Source organism: Streptomyces sp. NPDC057623 (assembly GCF_042800355.1).
Taxonomy (GTDB): Bacteria; Actinomycetota; Actinomycetes; order Streptomycetales; family Streptomycetaceae; genus Streptomyces.
The window spans coordinates 46,953-61,338 of the sequence record NZ_JBHVGZ010000017.1; the positions used below are offsets into that span (position 1 = coordinate 46,953).

A 14,386-nucleotide genomic window follows, 5' to 3' on the forward strand; every position below is an offset into this window, starting at 1 on the left:
GCCCCGTTTTCTCATCGCGCGTTCATGAAGCCCGCCTCGTACGCGGCGATCACGGCCTGGGTGCGGTCCCGGGTCCCGGTCTTCGCGAGGACCGCCGCCACATGCGACTTCACGGTGGCCGGGCCGACCTCCATCCGCCGCGCGATCTCCGCGTTGGTCAGCCCCCGCGCCATCAGCCGCAGCACCTCGCTCTCACGGCATGTGAGCCTCGCCACCCAGGCCGGCGGCGCGGGGTACGCGCGCGCGTGCTCGGCCGCGAGGGTGCGCACGGCCGACGGGAACAGCAGGGTGTCGGTGTGCGAGACCAGCCGTACGGCCTGTACGAGCGCGTCGGCGTCCGCCCGCTTCAGCAGGAACCCGGCGGCCCCGGCACGCAGGGCGTCGTACACGTAGGAGTCGTTCTCGAAGGTGGTGACGACGACGATGCGGGGCGGCTCGTCGAGCGTGGCGAGGATCTGCTCGGTGGCCCGGATGCCGTCGATCTCCGGCATGCGGACGTCCATCAGGACCACGTCGGGCCGCAGCTCCCGCACGACGGACACGGCCTCGGCCCCGGTGGCCGCCTCGCCGACCACCTCCAGGTCCGGCTCGACGGAGAGGATGGCCCGCAGGGCGCTGCGCACCATGCGCTCGTCGTCGGCGAGGACGACGCGGATCGGCGGGCGGGTCGTCATGCGGGTCCCTTCATGGGCAGTCGTACGGTCAGCCGCCACGTCCCTCCGGCGGCACCGGCCCGCGTCGTCCCGCCCAGCAGCCGCGCCCGGTCGGCGATGCCGCGCAGGCCGTGGCCGCCGCCGGGCCGGCAGGGCGGGGCGTCGGCCGGGGCGTCGGCCAAGGGGTTCTCGACGGTGATCTCCAGGTGCGTGTCGGCGACCTCGATCCGCAGGGTCACGCTCGTTGGCTCACCGGCGTGCTTGAGGGCGTTGCTCAGCCCCTCCTGCACGATGCGGTAGCCCTCGCGGGAGAGGACGGGCGGCAGGGCTGCGGGGTCGGCGTCGATGACGGAGGTCACCCGCAGGCCGGCCGCGCGGGTGCGGCGCAGCAGGCAGCCGAGGTCGGCGGCGAGGGTGGGCGCGGGCGCCGTACCGGGAGCGTCGCCGTCCCTCAACACGCCCAGGACGGCGTCGAGTTCGCCGACCGTACGGCGGGTCGTGTCCTCGATCGCGGCCAGGGCCTCACGGACGAACTCCGGGTCGGTGTCGAGGACCCGACGGGCGGCGCTCGCCTGGAGGGTGACCGCGCTGAGCGCGTGGCCGACGGAGTCGTGCAGCTCGCGCGCGAGCCGGTTGCGTACGGCCAGGTCGGCGGCGCGCGCCTCGGCCACCGCGAGCCGGTCCTCGGGCGTCGGGCCGAGCAACGCGGGCGCCCAGCGGGCCAGCAGCGCCCCGGAGACGGCCGCACAGGCCGCGAGCGCGAGCAGGGTCGCCACGCCCGCGACCGGCGCCAGCGCCGGCACCCAGGGCTGGTTCAGGGACGCGGGCAGCTCGATCGCCTCGGCGCCGGCCAGCCAGACGATCAGCGGCAGCGCGGTGAGGAAGCCGGCGAACGGCGGCACCGCCAGCGACATCCCCGAGATGATCCCGCCGAACCCGAGATGCAGCGTGAACCAGGCCGCCGCCCGCCCCTTCGCGGCCCGCGTCCGGGCCGGGCCGTGGGCGAGCAGACCCGCGTCGACCCCGCACAGCGACCGCACGGCCCCCGCCTCCAGGGACCGGGTCAGCGGGAACAGGGCGGCCGTGAGGGCGGCGAGGGGCAGCCCGACGACGAAGGAGAGCAGTTGCAGGGGCAGGTCGTTGAAGACGTACCGCGAGTCGGTGGCGGGACCGACGACGAGCTGGCCGACGAAGACGTACGGCATGGCGAGCGCGCCGCCGAGGATCAGATGGATCCAGCGCCGACGCGCCCGCCGTCCGAACAGGAACCGGCTGAACTCGCTCACGCCGTACGACGTTTCCGGCTCGCGGAGCGCTCCGCGAGGAAGTGGACGCCGAGGCAGGCGACGAGGATGCCGACGATCATCTGGCCAGCGTAGGTGAGGCTCAGCACCGGTGTCGGGCCGTCGGCCATGTCCGTGAGCGGGGCCAGCGACAGCCAGCACGCCCAGCAGACCGTGGCCGCCGAGCCGACCCAGGCGAGAGCGAGGGGCAGCCCGACGGGCAGGGCCCGGCCGCGCCGGAAGGCGAGGAGGAGTGCGCCGGTGACCGCCAGGGCGAGGAACACGACGGACAGGGCCTCCATGACGTAGAAGCCACTGGTCCGGTCGGCGAGGTGGGTCGCGTCCAGCCCGGCGCCGCCGCCGCACGCCCACAGCAGGTGGGCGGTCAGCGGCGGCAGCGCGCACCCGGCCGCCGCGACGGCGACGGCACGCTGGGCCGCTCCGATGAAGCCGACCGGAAGCTCCCAGACCCGCCCCTGCCACAGCCGGCCCCAGCGGTCGCGGGCGTACAGCACGAGCAGGGCGCCGAGGGTGAGTCCCTGCACGATGAACCCGGTGTAGACGACCCCGAAGACCCAGGCGTCGAGGAACGGTTCACCGTCGGCGGCGGTGGTGTTCGCGGGCCCGCCGAGCGCGTCGACGACGACCTGGAGCGGGAACCCGGCCATGATCGGCGCGAGCAGCCCTGTGGCCACCCAGGCGGGGAGGACGAGCAGCCACGCGGGCACCCGCAGCCCCCACGGCCGGGTCAGCACCAGCGCGAGCACGATGACGGCCGCGTCCATGAGCACGGTGACGCTGTTGGCGACGGCCATGCTCGCCCGGTGCTCCAGCAGCGAGCTGCCGTCCGGGATGCCGATCCGGCTCCCCGCGATCCAGGCGATCTTGAGCGAGAGGTACGGCACGCAGGAGACGACGGCGACGGCCCGCAGAGCGCGACGGGACCTGCCCGGCCCCGCGGCGTGGTCGGTCTGAAGGGCGGGAGCGAGTGTCTGCGTCATACGGCCACGCTCCCGCGAGGGCGCCGGCCGGCACCTCCTGCACGGCGATGATCCGTCTCCGCCGGACGGGGGAGAGGCCCTTAGCCCTCCAGGTGGAGGACGACCTCGTCGATCTCCTCGCCCCGCGCGTTGGCGAAGCCCCTGGCCTGCGCGGTCACCCGGAACCCGCACTTGCGCAACACCCGCAGCGAGCCCTCGTTGTCCGCCGCCGCGCGCGCGTACAGCGGGCGCTCGGGGACCTCGGCGAGCAGCCCGCGCAGGGCGGCCGTGGCGACACCGCGCCCCCAGTACGCGCGGTCGACCCAGTAGGTCACCTCCCGCTCGCCAGGCTCCCCGTAGACGGCCGTGCTGCCCACCACGTCACCGTCGGCCAGGATCGTGCGCAGGACGTCCGGCGAGGTCCGGATCCGTTGCCAGTGCGCGTCGAAGGCGTCCCGGTCCGTGGGGTCCTTGGGGGTGAAGGCCGCCATGCGCAGGGCCTCCGGGTCGTTCAACTGCCGGTAGAAGACCGGCAGGTCGCTGTCGTGCACCTCGCGGAGTTCCACATCCATGGAGTCAGAGCCTACGAGGGAAGCGGAGCGTACGGGGGAGTCAGAGCCGTCGAGTGGCCAGCGTCAGCCTGTCCCGCGCGTCGAACAGCGCGTCCTTCACCAGCTGCTCGTGCGCGGGCGTCAGCCGGGCCACCGGCACCGAGCAGCTGATCGCGTCCCGGGCCGGGGTGCGGTACGGGATCGCGACGCCGAAGCAGCGCAGCCCCAGCGTGTTCTCCTCGCGGTCCACGGCGAAGCCCTGTTCCCGGATCTGGTGCAGTTCCTCGATGAGCCGCTCGCGGTCGGTGAGGGTGTTCTCCGTGAGCGCGGGGAGCGTCTCCGGGAGCAGCTTGCGGACCTGTTCGTCCGAGTAGGTGCTCAGCAGCGCCTTGCCGAGGGAGGTCGAGTGCGCCGGGAGGCGGCGGCCGACCCGGGTGAAGGGACGCAGGTAGTGCTGGGACTGGCGGGTGGCCAGGTAGACGACGTTCGTGCCGTCCAGCCGGGCCAGGTGGATCGTCTCCGTCGTGTCGTCCGACAGGCGGTCCAGCGTCGGGCGGGCCGCCGCGACCACCTCGTCGCCGTCGATGTACGACGTGCCGACCAGCAGCGCCCGCACGCCGATGCCGTACCGCGTGCCCGTCGCGTCCGTCTCCACCCAGCCCAGCTCGACGAGCGTGCGCAGCAGCATGTAGAGACTGGACTTGGGGTATCCGACGGCCTCCTGGACCGACGCGAGCGAGTGCATGCCGGGGCGTCCGGCGAAGTATTCCAGCAGTTCAACCGTCCGTACCGCGGACTTGACCTGCGCCCCGCCGCCCGTCTCGCCAGCCGACATCGCCCTTGACCCCTTCGTCCGACCGGAAATAGTCTCCGACAGCATATTCATCATCAGAGACAGCGTTCAGTATATCGAACGACCCTGGTGGATGACCCCGTACTGCGGCAATACATGTGGAGGGACCCGCGGTGGCAGCAGCACCAGTCTGGAGTGTCGACCCCCGAACCGGGAAGCAGCGTGAACAGGTTGCGGTGGAGGCCACAGCCCAGGAGGTGGACGCCACCGTCCGCGCCGCGCACGAAGCGCGCGGCGCCCTCGCCGACCGCACGGTCCGCGCGGCCTTCCTGCGCACCGCCGCCGACCGGCTCCAGGCGGCCAAGGACCACCTCGTCGAGGCCGCCGACGCCGAGACCGCGCTCGGCCCGGTCCGCCTCACCGGCGAACTCGCCCGCACCTGTTACCAGCTGCGGTCCTTCGCGGACATCGTCGACGAGGGCGCCTTCCTCGACGTCGTGATCAACCACCCCGACGACACCGCGACGCCGCCGATCCCGGATCTGCGCCGCTACAAGGTGTCCCTCGGTGTCGTCGCCGTCTACTCGGCGTCCAACTTCCCCTTCGCCTTCTCCGTCGCCGGCGGCGACACCGCGAGCGCGCTCGGCGCGGGCTGCCCGGTCGTCGTCAAGGCCCACCCCGACCACCCGGCCCTGTCCGAGCTGGTCGCGTCCGTCCTGCGGCGGGCCGCCGCCGAGCACGGCATCCCCGAGGGTGTCATCGGCCTCGTCCACGGCTTCGAGGCGGGCGTCGAGCTGATCAGGCACCCGCTGGTCACCGCCGCCGGCTTCACCGGCTCGATCCGGGGCGGCCGCGCCCTCTTCGACGCGGCGGCCGCGCGGCCGGTGCCGATCCCGTTCCACGGCGAGCTGGGCTCCCTGAACCCCGTCGTGATCACCGAGGCCGCCGCCGCCGAGCGCGCCGAGGCCATCGGCGCCGGGCTGGCCGGCTCGATGACGCTGGGCGTCGGGCAGTTCTGTGTGAAGCCGGGCCTGGTGCTGGTGCCGTCCGGCGCCGCGGGCGACGGCCTGGTCAAGTCGCTGACGGACGCCGTCAGCGACACCGACGCCGGTGTCCTGCTCGACCACCGCATGCGGGACAACTTCGTCGCCGGGGTCGCCGAGCGTGCCGGGCTCCCCGACGTGGAGACCCCGGTGACGCCGGGCGCCGGAGGCGAGCACACCGTGAGCGCGGGCTTCCTCACGGTCGCCGCCGAGAAGCTCGCGAGCGAGGGGGCGTACGACCTGCTCCTGGAGGAGTGCTTCGGGCCGGTGACCGTCGTGGTCCGCTACGACGACGACGCGCAGGCCCAGGCCGTGCTGTCCCGGCTGCCCGGCAACCTCACCGCCACGGTCCACCTCTCCGCCGAGGAGACGGCGGGCGAGGGCCGCGGCGCGGAGATCCTCGCCGAGCTGACGCCGCTCGCCGGGCGTGTGCTGGTGAACGGGTGGCCGACGGGGGTTGCCGTGGCGGCGGCCCAGCATCACGGCGGTCCGTACCCGGCTACGACCTCGACGTCCACGTCGGTGGGCGGTACGGCGATCGAACGGTGGATGCGGCCGGTCGCGTACCAGGGGGCACCTGAGGCGCTGCTGCCGCCGGAGTTGCGGGACGGGAATCCGCTGGGGCTGCCTCGGCGGTTCAACGGACAGTTGGAGCGGTAACCGGTTCGCGGGATTCGCCACAGGGGTGCGGGTGCGTCGCGGGGTGCCAATCGTGTATGGCTGGCCGCGCCCACGCGGCGGAGCCGCATATCGATACGGCCCGCGCCCCTGGGCCGGCGCACTGCACCTGAGACACTGAGGCGATGGACGTCGAACTCCCCGAACTGCCCTTCCCGCTCCGCACCTACGGCCCCGACGGGCACTGGGTCTACGAGGACGGCATCCTCTCCGGATGGGCGGGCCCCCGCCAGGACCGTTTCGTGCCGCCCACTGGCGAGGGCCTCGACCCGGCCTCCGACGCGCCGCGGCTTCTCGGTGCGCCCGAGGGCGACTTCCAGCTGATCACGCGGGTCACCGTCGGGTTCGCCGCCGCCTTCGACGCCGGGGTGCTCTACGTCCATGTCGGGGAGCGGGCCTGGGCCAAGCTCTGCCTGGAGTACTCGCCGGACGTGCCCACCGTCTGCACGGTGGTCACCCGGGGACACTCCGACGACGCCAACTCCTTCACCGTGGAGGGCAGTTCGGTCTGGCTGCGGGTGAGCCGGACCGGGCGGGCCTTCGCCTTCCACGCCTCCCGTGACGGCGAGCGCTGGACCTTCGTCCGGCTCTTCACGCTGGGGGAGGAGAAGGAGACGGACGCGGCCCTCGTCGGCTTCATGACGCAGTCGCCGATGGGGGAGGGCTGCGTGGTGACCTACGACCACCTCGAGTTCAGGCCCGACTGGCCGAAGGACCTGCGAGACGGAAGCTGAGCAGGCCGGTCACCGCGAGCAGCGCCGCGCTGACCACCAGGCTCAGACGCATCCCCGTCACGAAGCCGTCGGCGACCAGCGTCCCGAAGACGGCGATGCCCAGCGCCCCGGCCATCTGCCGTGCCGCGTTCAGCACACCGGCCGCCAGGCCCGCCCGTTCGGCGGGTACGGCGTCCATCATCGCCGCGGTCAGCGGCGGCACCGTCAGCGCGCAGCCCAGGGCCATGGGCACCAGGAGCAGCGCCACCAGAACCGGGGGCGTGCCCGCGTCGACGTACAGCATCACGAGCAGGCCCACGACGGCCAGGCCCTGCCCCACCACCATGGGCAGCCGGGCGCCGTAGCGCCCCGCCAGTTTGCCCGCGATCACGTTCGTCACCGCGATCAGGCCGGTCATCGGCAGGAACATCAGCCCGGCCTGGAGCGCGGAACGGCCCTGCACCTGCTGGAAGAAGAGCGAGAAGACGAACACCATGCTGTAGAAGGCCACGCTCACGGCCGCTCCCGCCGCCACCGTCACCGCGACGGTCCGGTCGCGGAAGAGGCCGAGGGGAACGACCGGGTGCGGTCGGCGTGCCTCGATCCTCAGGAACGCGGCCGCCGACACCACGGCCACCGCCAGCGCCGCCCAGCCCGCCGTTCCGCCCTCGATCACCGCGAACGTCAGCGCCGTGAGCGTGACCACCGCGGTCACCTGTCCGGGCAGGTCCAGCGGCGCCGGGCGGCGTTGCGAGCGCGGGGCGCGGACCAGCAGCACGAGGATCAGCGCACCGATGGGAAGGTTGACGAAGAAGATCCCGCGCCAGTCCCAGGCCGTGGTCAGCACCCCGCCCGCCACCGGACCCAGCGCCACCGCCGCCGAACCGCCCGCCGCCCACATGGCCACCGCGCGCGCCCTGCGCGCCGGATCCGCGTAGGCCTGCCGCACCAGGGCCAGCGAGGCCGGCAGCACGACGGCCGCCGCCACGCCCTGCACCACCCGCGCGCCGATCAGGGCCGGCAGGTTCGGTGCCAGACCGCAGGCCGCCGAGGCGAGCGTGAACACGGTGGCGCCGATCGCGTACGCCCGGCTCGCCCCCACCCGGTCCGAGAACGCGCCGGTGGACAGCATCAGCGCGGCGAAGGCCAGGGTGTAGGCGTCCACCACCCATTGCAGGCCCGACATTCCGCCCCCGAGGGAGGAACCGATCGCGGGCAGGGCCACGTTCACGATGGACGCGTCGAGGCAGACCAGCGCGAAGCCGAGGAGGCCGGCGGTGAGGGTGAGCGCGGCGGAGGACCTCTTGGGTTCCAACCCGCCCTTCGGCAGAGCGAGTTCGTCGCCCTTGAGGGTCCGGTTCGTTGACATGCCCTCCATGCTGGGGTTTCGGGCCGTCGTACAGTAGTGGCCGAAATGCCATGCACCCGGAGGTTCTGGCCATGTCCCCTGCCCACGCCCCGCACCGCATCGTGGTCGTCGCGCCGTCGCCCGTCTCGATGTTCAACCTCGCCATCCCGGAGATGCTGTTCGGGAAGGTCGAGGTGGCGGGGCGGCCGGGCTACGAGGTGGTCATCTGCGCGGCCGAGCCGGGACCGGTGCCCACCAGCGGCGGGCTCGACCTGTACGTACGTCACGGACTCGACGCCGTGCGCGCGGCGGACACGGTGCTCGTCGCCGGGACCGGGGAACCCTTCGAACCGGAGTCGAGGATCGTGACCGCCGTCCGCGAGGCCGCCGCCGCGGGCAAGCGGATCGCCTCCCTGTGCACCGGCGCCTTCCAGCTCGCCGAGGCGGGCCTGCTGCACGGGCGCAGGGCCACGACGTACTGGGCGCACGCCGACGAGCTGCGCCGCCGCTACCCGCACGTCCAGCTCTGCGGGGACGTGCTGTACGTCCAGGACGGGCCCTACGTCACCTCCTCCGGCTACGCCGCCGGTATCGACCTGTGCCTGCACATCATCCGCGGCGACTACGGCGCCGCCGTCGCCAACGAGGTCGCCCGGCGTGCGCTCGTCGCACCCGTACGGCCCGGCGGGCAGACCCAGTTCACCCAGACCCCGCTGCCGCCCGAGCGCGGCACCGCCTGCGCCGACACCCGGGGCTGGGCCATGCGCAACCTCGACAAGCCGCTCACCCTCACCGACCTCGCCCGCCACGCCGGCGTCAGCGTGCGTACCCTCACCCGCCGCTTCCACGCGGAGAGCGGGGTGAGCCCGTTGCAGTGGCTGCTCCACCAGCGCGTCGAGCGCGCCAAGGAACTGCTGGAGACCACCGGCCTGCCCATGGACCAGGTGGCCCACGCCAGCGGCCTGGGCACGGCCGACTCGCTGCGCGGGCATCTGGTCCGGCGTACCGGGTTGACGCCCAGTGCGTACCGGGCTCAGTTCAGCAGGCTCGGAACCGGTGCCGCCGGGGCCACGTCCTCCGTTGCGTGATCCATGACCGAGTGACCACGAGCCGGGTGATCCGCACCGTCCTGCCGGCCGAGGCCGAGGCAGCCGTCGCGCTGCACGCGCGCGCCCGGGCGACCTACTACCCCGCTGGTATTCCGCAGGACGGCACCGACTGGCTCGCCGTCTGGCGCAGCGCCATCGCCCGCGCGGACGGGCATGTGCTGTGCGTCGTCGAGGGCGGCCGCATGATCGGCCTGGCCTCCTTCCGCACCCCGGAGGGCGCCCCCGCGGAGACGGTCAAGCTGTTCCAGTTCCACGTCGACCCCGACCACTGGCGCTCCGGTGTCGGCACGGCCCTGCACGCCGCGTGCGTCGAGGAGTGGAAGGCCGACGGCAAGCGGACGGCCGTGCTCGACGTGCACGTCGACAACCGTCGCGCGCAGGCCTTCTACGCCGGTCAGGGCTGGGTCCCGGACCCGGAGAACCCGCCTGCCGAGGGTGACCACCATCTGGATCTGCGCTTCTGCGTCACCGGGAATGAAACCCGCTGATTGAACGTTCATGCATCTGGCGGAGGGAGTCTCCGTTTCCCGTACGACCTGGAGAGCCACAGACATGCGCGTCGAGATCTGGAGCGACATCGCCTGCCCCTGGTGCTACGTGGGCAAGGCCCGCTTCGAGAAGGCGCTCGACGCCTTCCCGCACCGCGACCAGGTCGAGGTGGTGCACCGCTCGTTCGAGCTGGACCCGGGGCGTGACAAGGCCGAGACCGGTCCGGTCATCCCCATGATCGCCAAGAAGTACGGCATCAGCGAGGCGCAGGCCCAGGCCGCCGAGGACAACCTGGGTGTGCAGGCCGCCGCCGAGGGACTTGAGTACCGCACCCGGGACCGGGACCACGGCAACACCTTCGACATGCACCGGCTGCTGCACCTCGCCAAGGAGCACGGCAGGCAGGACGCGCTGATCCAGGCCTTCTACCGGGCGAACTTCGCCGAGGAGCGGTCCGTCTTCGCCGAGGGAGACGAGCGGCTGGTGGAGCTGGCCGTCGCCGCCGGGCTCGACGCCGACGTCGTCCGGGGGGTCCTCGCCGACCCGGACGCCTACGCCGACGACGTCCGGGCCGACGAGCGCGAGGCGGCCCAGCTCGGTGCCAACGGTGTGCCCTTCTTCGTCCTGGACCGCAAGTTCGGCGTCTCCGGCGCCCAGCCCGCCGAGGTCTTCGAGCAGGCGCTGACGCAGGCGTGGGGCGACCGGTCGCCCCTGACGCTCATCGACCAGGGCGACGCGCAGGCGTGCGGTCCCGACGGGTGCGCGGTGCCGCAGCGCTGAGCGAACCCGCAGGTCGGGGCGGATCCATAAGCGTTGCTTAGCGAAACCACGTAAAGAATCGCAATGGACCGAGAGGTGCCGAGGGCTCAGAGTGGAGCCATGGAGACCTTCGAGAGCCTGGTCCGTGCCGAGTTCGCCCCGAAGAACGTCTATCTCAACACCGCGAGCAACGGCCTGCTGCCGGCCCGCACCGTGACCGCCCTGCACCGGGCCGTGCGGATGCGGGCCGAGGGCACACCGCTCGGCCCCCTGTACGAGGACGTGGAGACCGTGCGGGCCTCCTTCGCCCGGCTGGCCGGCGTCCCCGTCGAGCGGGTCGCGACCGGTGCCTCGGTCGCCGAGTACGGCGGGCTCATCGCCGCCTCGCTCCCCGCCGGAGCCGAAGTCCTCACCGCGGAGGCCGACTTCGCCTCCCTCGTGAACCCCTTCCACATGCGCGGCGACCTCAAGGTGCGCGCCGTCCCGCTGGACCGTGTCGCCGAGTCCGTCCGCCCGGACACCGCCCTCGTCGCGGTCAGCGCCGCGCAGTCCGCCGACGGGCGGATCGCCGACCTGCCCGCCGTGCGCGCGGCGGCACAGGCGCACGGGGCGCGCACCTACGTCGACGCCTCCCAGTCGGCCGGATGGCTGCCGCTGGGTGCCGAGGCGTACGACTTCGTCGCCGCCGTCGGCTTCAAGTGGCTGCTCGGCCCGCACGGCGTCGCGTTCTGCGTCGTCCCGGAGGACTTCGGCGGGCTGGATCCGCTCCTCGCGGGCTGGGTCGCCGGGGAACTCCCCTGGGACAGCTGCTACGGCCCCGTCCAGGACCTCGCCCACTCCGCACGGCGCTTCGACATCAGCCCCAGCCTCTTCTCCTACGCCGGGCTGCGCACGTCCCTGGAGCTGATCGAGGAACTCGGCGTGTCCGCCATCCAGGCCCATGACCTCGGCCTCGCGGACCGCTTCCGCGCGGGACTCGCGACCCTCGGCCACGAACCGGTCCCCGCGCCCGGCTCGGCGATCGTCTCCGTGCCTGGACTCGGCCACCGCCAGCCCGAGTTGAGCGCGGCCGGAATCGAGGTCTCCAACCGCGCGGGCAACCTGCGCGCGGCCTTCCACCTCTACAACACGGTGGCCGACGTCGAACGTCTGCTGGACGTCCTGTCCTCCTGAACCACCGAGCCCAAGGGGCGCGGGGAACGGCGCGACAAGCCACGACGTATCCGTACTCGCCACGGAGCCGAACCCGCCGAGCTCCTGGGCGCCCCCGCCAGAGCCGAGCGCAGCGGCGACGCGGCCGCCGTACGCAATGTACTGGAGCGGCCGCGTCGTCGGCGTGGCTTCGAGGGTGCCCCGGTCACCTCACCGGCGTGAAGTCCCTGGCCCCGATGAACTCCGGCCGCCGTACCGGAGCCGCGAAGGGCTCGACGGCCGTGTTCTCCACGCTGTTGAACACGATGAACACGTTGCTGCGCGGGAACGGCGTGATGTTGTCGCCGGAGCCGTGCATGCAGTTGCAGTCGAACCAGGTCGCCGAACCGGCCTTGCCCGTGAAGAGCTTGATGCCGTACTCGGAGGCCATCTTGGTCAGCGCCTCGTCGGACGGCGTGCCCGCGTCCTGCATCTGGAGGGACTTCTTGTAGTTGTCCGTGGGCGTGGCACCCGAGCAGCCCAGGAACGTACGGTGCGAGCCCGGCATGATCATGAGCCCGCCGTTGGTGTCGTAGTTCTCGGTCAGCGCGATCGAGACGGACACCGTCCGCATGTTCGGCAGGCCGTCCTCGGCGTGCCAGGTCTCGAAGTCGGAGTGCCAGTAGAAGCCACTGGCCCCGAAGCCCGGCTTGACGTTGATCCGCGACTGGTGCACGTACACGTCCGAGCCGAGGATCTGCCGCGCCCGTCCGACGACCCGCTCGTCGCGCACCAGAGAGGCGAACACCTCACTGATCTTGTGCACTTCGAAGACGGACCGGATCTCCTGGGACTTCGGCTCGACGATCGAGCGCTCGTCCGCACGGATCGCCGGGTCGGTGACCAGCCGCTCCAGCTCCTGCGCGTAGACCGCGACCTCGTCCTCGGTGATGAGCCGGTCGATGGCGAGGAAGCCGTCGCGCTCGAAGGACTGGAGGTCGCCGGTCGCGATCGGACCGGGGGTGTCGGGGGAGCCCCACACGACAGGGTCCTGTCGCGGGGTCGACACCTCGGTGGCGGCTCGGCTGGGGTAGAGATCGGTGACGTTTCCGGTCATGGCGGTGGTCATGGGTTTCTCACACCTCCTCGGGCTCGGTGAGCAGCGGGTACACCCCGTTCTCGTCGTGGTCCTCCCGGCCGGTCACAGGCGGGTTGAAGACGCACAGGCAGCGGAAGTCCTCCTTGATCCGCAGCGTGTGCCTCTCGTGCCCGTCCAGGAGGTACATGGTCCCGGGCGTGATCGCGTGCGTCCGCCCGGTCTCGTGGTCGGTCAGCTCGGCCTCGCCCTCGACGCAGACGACGGCCTCGATGTGGTTCGCGTACCACATCGACGTCTCCGTACCCGCGTACAGGACCGTCTCGTGCAGGGAGAAGCCGACCTTCTCCTTGGCGAGGACGATGCGCTTGCTCTCCCAGGTCCCGGACGCCGATTTCACATGGCGGTCGGTTCCCTCGATGTCCTTGAACGAACGGACGATCACGGTGCTGCGATGCCTCCTAGGTGGTGTTTCAGATGGTTTCCCGGACGGAGCGGGCGAGGACGCTGAGTCCCTCGTCCAGTTCCTCCGGGGTGATCGTGAGCGCCGGAAGCAGCTTCACGACCTCGCTCTCGGGGCCCGACGTCTCGATGAGCAGCCCGAGTTCGAAGGCTCGGTGCGCGACGCGTCCGGCGCGCTCCTTGTCGTGGAACTCCAGGCCCCACACGAGCCCGCGCCCGCGGTACTCCTTCACGTCGGCGAGGTTCTCCTCCGTGATGGAGATGAGCGCCTGCTCGATCCGCTCGCCGCGCTTGCGGGTCTGCTTCTCCATCGCGGACCCGTCCGCCCAGTACGCCTCCAGGGCGGCGGTGGCCGTGACGAAGGCCGGGTTGTTGCCGCGGAAGGTGCCGTTGTGCTCGCCCGGCTCCCAGATGTCCAGCTCGGGCTTGAACAGGCACAGGGACATGGGCAGCCCGTAGCCGCTGATCGACTTCGACACGGTGACGATGTCCGGGGTGATGCCCGCCTCCTCGAAGGAGAAGAAGGCACCGGTCCGTCCGCACCCCATCTGGATGTCGTCGACGATGAGCAGCATGTCCTGCCGCTCGCACAGCTCGGCCAGTGCCTGCAGCCACTCCCGGCGGGCGACGTTGATGCCGCCCTCGCCCTGCACGGTCTCGACGATCACGGCGGCGGGCTTGTTGAGCCCGGACCCCTGGTCCTCGAGCAGCCGCTCGAACCACAGGAAGTCCTCGACCGTGCCGTCGAAGTAGTTGTCGAACGGCATCGGAGTCCCGTGCACCAGCGGAATCCCCGCCCCGGCCCGCTTGAAGGCGTTGCCGGTGACGGCGAGCGAGCCCAGCGACATCCCGTGGAAGGCGTTGGTGAACGAGACGATGGCCTCGCGCCCCTTCACCTTCCGGGCGAGCTTGAGGGCTGCCTCCACGGCATTGGTACCCGTGGGTCCCGGGAACATGACCTTGTACGGCAGGTCGCGCGGCCGCAGCACCAGGTCCTGGAAGGTCTGCAGGAAGGCCCGCTTGGCGCTGGTGGACATGTCGAGCCCGTGCGTGACGCCGTCCCGCTCCAGGTAGTCGATCAACGCCCGTTTCAGGACGGGGTTGTTGTGCCCGTAGTTCAGCGAACCGGCGCCGGCGAAGAAGTCCAGGTACTCGTGGCCGTCCTCGTCGTACATGCGGCTGCCGCGCGCGCGGTCGAAGACGGTGGGCCAGCCGCGGCAGTAGCTGCGCACCTCGGACTCCAGGGTCTCGAAGACGCTGAGGTCGGGCTGGGTGATGGTCACGACGAATCGCTCCTC

Annotated in this window: 15 protein-coding genes; 6 read left to right on the forward strand and 9 right to left on the reverse strand. The window is 72.0% G+C overall.

The genetic code is table 11. The annotated features are described in order from the left end of the window. Window positions 1–11: 11 nt before the first annotated feature. The 5 genes from ACFU95_RS19500 to ACFU95_RS19520 form a co-directional block, all read right to left on the reverse strand. Complete coding sequence (locus ACFU95_RS19500) at window positions 12–674, reverse strand: response regulator (RefSeq protein ID WP_383828837.1); 663 nt, start codon at window positions 672–674, stop codon at window positions 12–14. Further along, window positions 671–1,939, reverse strand: a complete 1,269-nt coding sequence (locus tag ACFU95_RS19505) for a sensor histidine kinase (RefSeq protein ID WP_383828839.1) — start codon at window positions 1,937–1,939, stop codon at window positions 671–673. Before ACFU95_RS19505 ends, ACFU95_RS19500 begins: the two co-directional genes overlap by 4 nt. Further along, the gene (locus ACFU95_RS19510; protein ID WP_383828841.1) at window positions 1,936–2,937 is read right to left on the reverse strand and encodes a hypothetical protein; all 1,002 of its coding nucleotides are present in this window, start codon (window positions 2,935–2,937) and stop codon (window positions 1,936–1,938) included. Before ACFU95_RS19510 ends, ACFU95_RS19505 begins: the two co-directional genes overlap by 4 nt. Before the next feature lie 80 nt (window positions 2,938–3,017). Beyond that, the gene (locus ACFU95_RS19515; protein WP_383828843.1) at window positions 3,018–3,488 is read right to left on the reverse strand and encodes a GNAT family N-acetyltransferase; all 471 of its coding nucleotides are present in this window, start codon (window positions 3,486–3,488) and stop codon (window positions 3,018–3,020) included. 40 nt (window positions 3,489–3,528) lie between these two features. Then, a complete protein-coding gene (locus ACFU95_RS19520) occupies window positions 3,529–4,302 on the reverse strand; it encodes an IclR family transcriptional regulator (protein WP_383828845.1) in 774 nt (257 codons plus the stop codon). A 131-nt stretch (window positions 4,303–4,433) separates the two neighbouring features. On the opposite strand from ACFU95_RS19520, the gene ACFU95_RS19525 reads away from it, so the two are divergent. Both ACFU95_RS19525 and ACFU95_RS19530 read left to right on the forward strand, forming a co-directional pair. After that, window positions 4,434–5,963 (forward strand): aldehyde dehydrogenase (NADP(+)), encoded by a 1,530-nt coding sequence (locus ACFU95_RS19525; RefSeq protein ID WP_383828847.1) that lies wholly within the window; start codon window positions 4,434–4,436, stop codon window positions 5,961–5,963. A 143-nt stretch (window positions 5,964–6,106) separates the two neighbouring features. Further along, on the forward strand, window positions 6,107–6,715 hold the full coding sequence (locus tag ACFU95_RS19530) for a DUF1349 domain-containing protein (RefSeq protein ID WP_383828849.1): 609 nt from the start codon (window positions 6,107–6,109) through the stop codon (window positions 6,713–6,715). Here the strand turns inward: ACFU95_RS19530 and ACFU95_RS19535 are convergent. Beyond that, window positions 6,675–8,063, reverse strand: coding sequence for an MFS transporter (locus ACFU95_RS19535; RefSeq protein WP_383828851.1), 1,389 nt, complete (start codon window positions 8,061–8,063; stop codon window positions 6,675–6,677). The two genes, ACFU95_RS19530 and ACFU95_RS19535, sit on opposite strands and share 41 nt — an antisense overlap. Window positions 8,064–8,134: 71 nt before the next feature. On the opposite strand from ACFU95_RS19535, the gene ACFU95_RS19540 reads away from it, so the two are divergent. The 4 genes from ACFU95_RS19540 to ACFU95_RS19555 all read left to right on the forward strand — a co-directional run bounded on the left by ACFU95_RS19540 (window position 8,135) and on the right by ACFU95_RS19555 (window position 11,572). After that, complete coding sequence (locus ACFU95_RS19540) at window positions 8,135–9,130, forward strand: GlxA family transcriptional regulator (RefSeq protein WP_383828853.1); 996 nt, start codon at window positions 8,135–8,137, stop codon at window positions 9,128–9,130. After that, window positions 9,127–9,639, forward strand: coding sequence for a GNAT family N-acetyltransferase (locus ACFU95_RS19545; RefSeq protein ID WP_383828855.1), 513 nt, complete (start codon window positions 9,127–9,129; stop codon window positions 9,637–9,639). Before ACFU95_RS19540 ends, ACFU95_RS19545 begins: the two co-directional genes overlap by 4 nt. 64 nt (window positions 9,640–9,703) lie before the next feature. Further along, on the forward strand, window positions 9,704–10,420 hold the full coding sequence (locus ACFU95_RS19550) for a DsbA family oxidoreductase (RefSeq protein ID WP_383828857.1): 717 nt from the start codon (window positions 9,704–9,706) through the stop codon (window positions 10,418–10,420). Between the two features lie 99 nt (window positions 10,421–10,519). Next, window positions 10,520–11,572, forward strand: a complete 1,053-nt coding sequence (locus tag ACFU95_RS19555) for an aminotransferase class V-fold PLP-dependent enzyme (RefSeq protein ID WP_383828859.1) — start codon at window positions 10,520–10,522, stop codon at window positions 11,570–11,572. Between the two features lie 184 nt (window positions 11,573–11,756). Here the strand turns inward: ACFU95_RS19555 and thpD are convergent, their stop codons facing one another. From thpD to ectB, 3 genes are read right to left on the reverse strand one after another with little or no spacing between them, the layout of a single operon-like run. Next, window positions 11,757–12,659, reverse strand: coding sequence for an ectoine hydroxylase (gene thpD, locus ACFU95_RS19560; protein ID WP_383828861.1), 903 nt, complete (start codon window positions 12,657–12,659; stop codon window positions 11,757–11,759). Window positions 12,660–12,666: 7 nt separating this feature from the next. After that, a complete protein-coding gene (locus ACFU95_RS19565; protein WP_383828863.1) occupies window positions 12,667–13,071 on the reverse strand; it encodes an ectoine synthase in 405 nt (134 codons plus the stop codon). Window positions 13,072–13,099: 28 nt separating this feature from the next. Then, window positions 13,100–14,371: a diaminobutyrate--2-oxoglutarate transaminase gene (gene ectB, locus ACFU95_RS19570; protein ID WP_383828865.1), complete on the reverse strand. Its 1,272-nt coding sequence runs from the start codon at window positions 14,369–14,371 to the stop codon at window positions 13,100–13,102. Window positions 14,372–14,386: the final 15 nt, after the last annotated feature.

What these genes read in the sequence shown, in the direction of transcription:
- ACFU95_RS19500 (WP_383828837.1), bottom strand. Translation starts at nt 674, where the DNA reads ATGACGACCCGCCCGCCGATCCGCGTCGTCCTCGCCGACGACGAGCGC.
- ACFU95_RS19510 (WP_383828841.1), bottom strand. Translation starts at nt 2,937, where the DNA reads ATGACGCAGACACTCGCTCCCGCCCTTCAGACCGACCACGCCGCGGGG.
- ACFU95_RS19515 (WP_383828843.1), bottom strand. Translation starts at nt 3,488, where the DNA reads ATGGATGTGGAACTCCGCGAGGTGCACGACAGCGACCTGCCGGTCTTC.
- ACFU95_RS19520 (WP_383828845.1), bottom strand. Translation starts at nt 4,302, where the DNA reads ATGTCGGCTGGCGAGACGGGCGGCGGGGCGCAGGTCAAGTCCGCGGTA.
- ACFU95_RS19530 (WP_383828849.1), top strand. Translation starts at nt 6,107, where the DNA reads ATGGACGTCGAACTCCCCGAACTGCCCTTCCCGCTCCGCACCTACGGC.
- ACFU95_RS19535 (WP_383828851.1), bottom strand. Translation starts at nt 8,063, where the DNA reads ATGTCAACGAACCGGACCCTCAAGGGCGACGAACTCGCTCTGCCGAAG.
- ACFU95_RS19540 (WP_383828853.1), top strand. Translation starts at nt 8,135, where the DNA reads ATGTCCCCTGCCCACGCCCCGCACCGCATCGTGGTCGTCGCGCCGTCG.
- ACFU95_RS19550 (WP_383828857.1), top strand. Translation starts at nt 9,704, where the DNA reads ATGCGCGTCGAGATCTGGAGCGACATCGCCTGCCCCTGGTGCTACGTG.
- ACFU95_RS19555 (WP_383828859.1), top strand. Translation starts at nt 10,520, where the DNA reads ATGGAGACCTTCGAGAGCCTGGTCCGTGCCGAGTTCGCCCCGAAGAAC.
- thpD (WP_383828861.1), bottom strand. Translation starts at nt 12,659, where the DNA reads ATGACCACCGCCATGACCGGAAACGTCACCGATCTCTACCCCAGCCGA.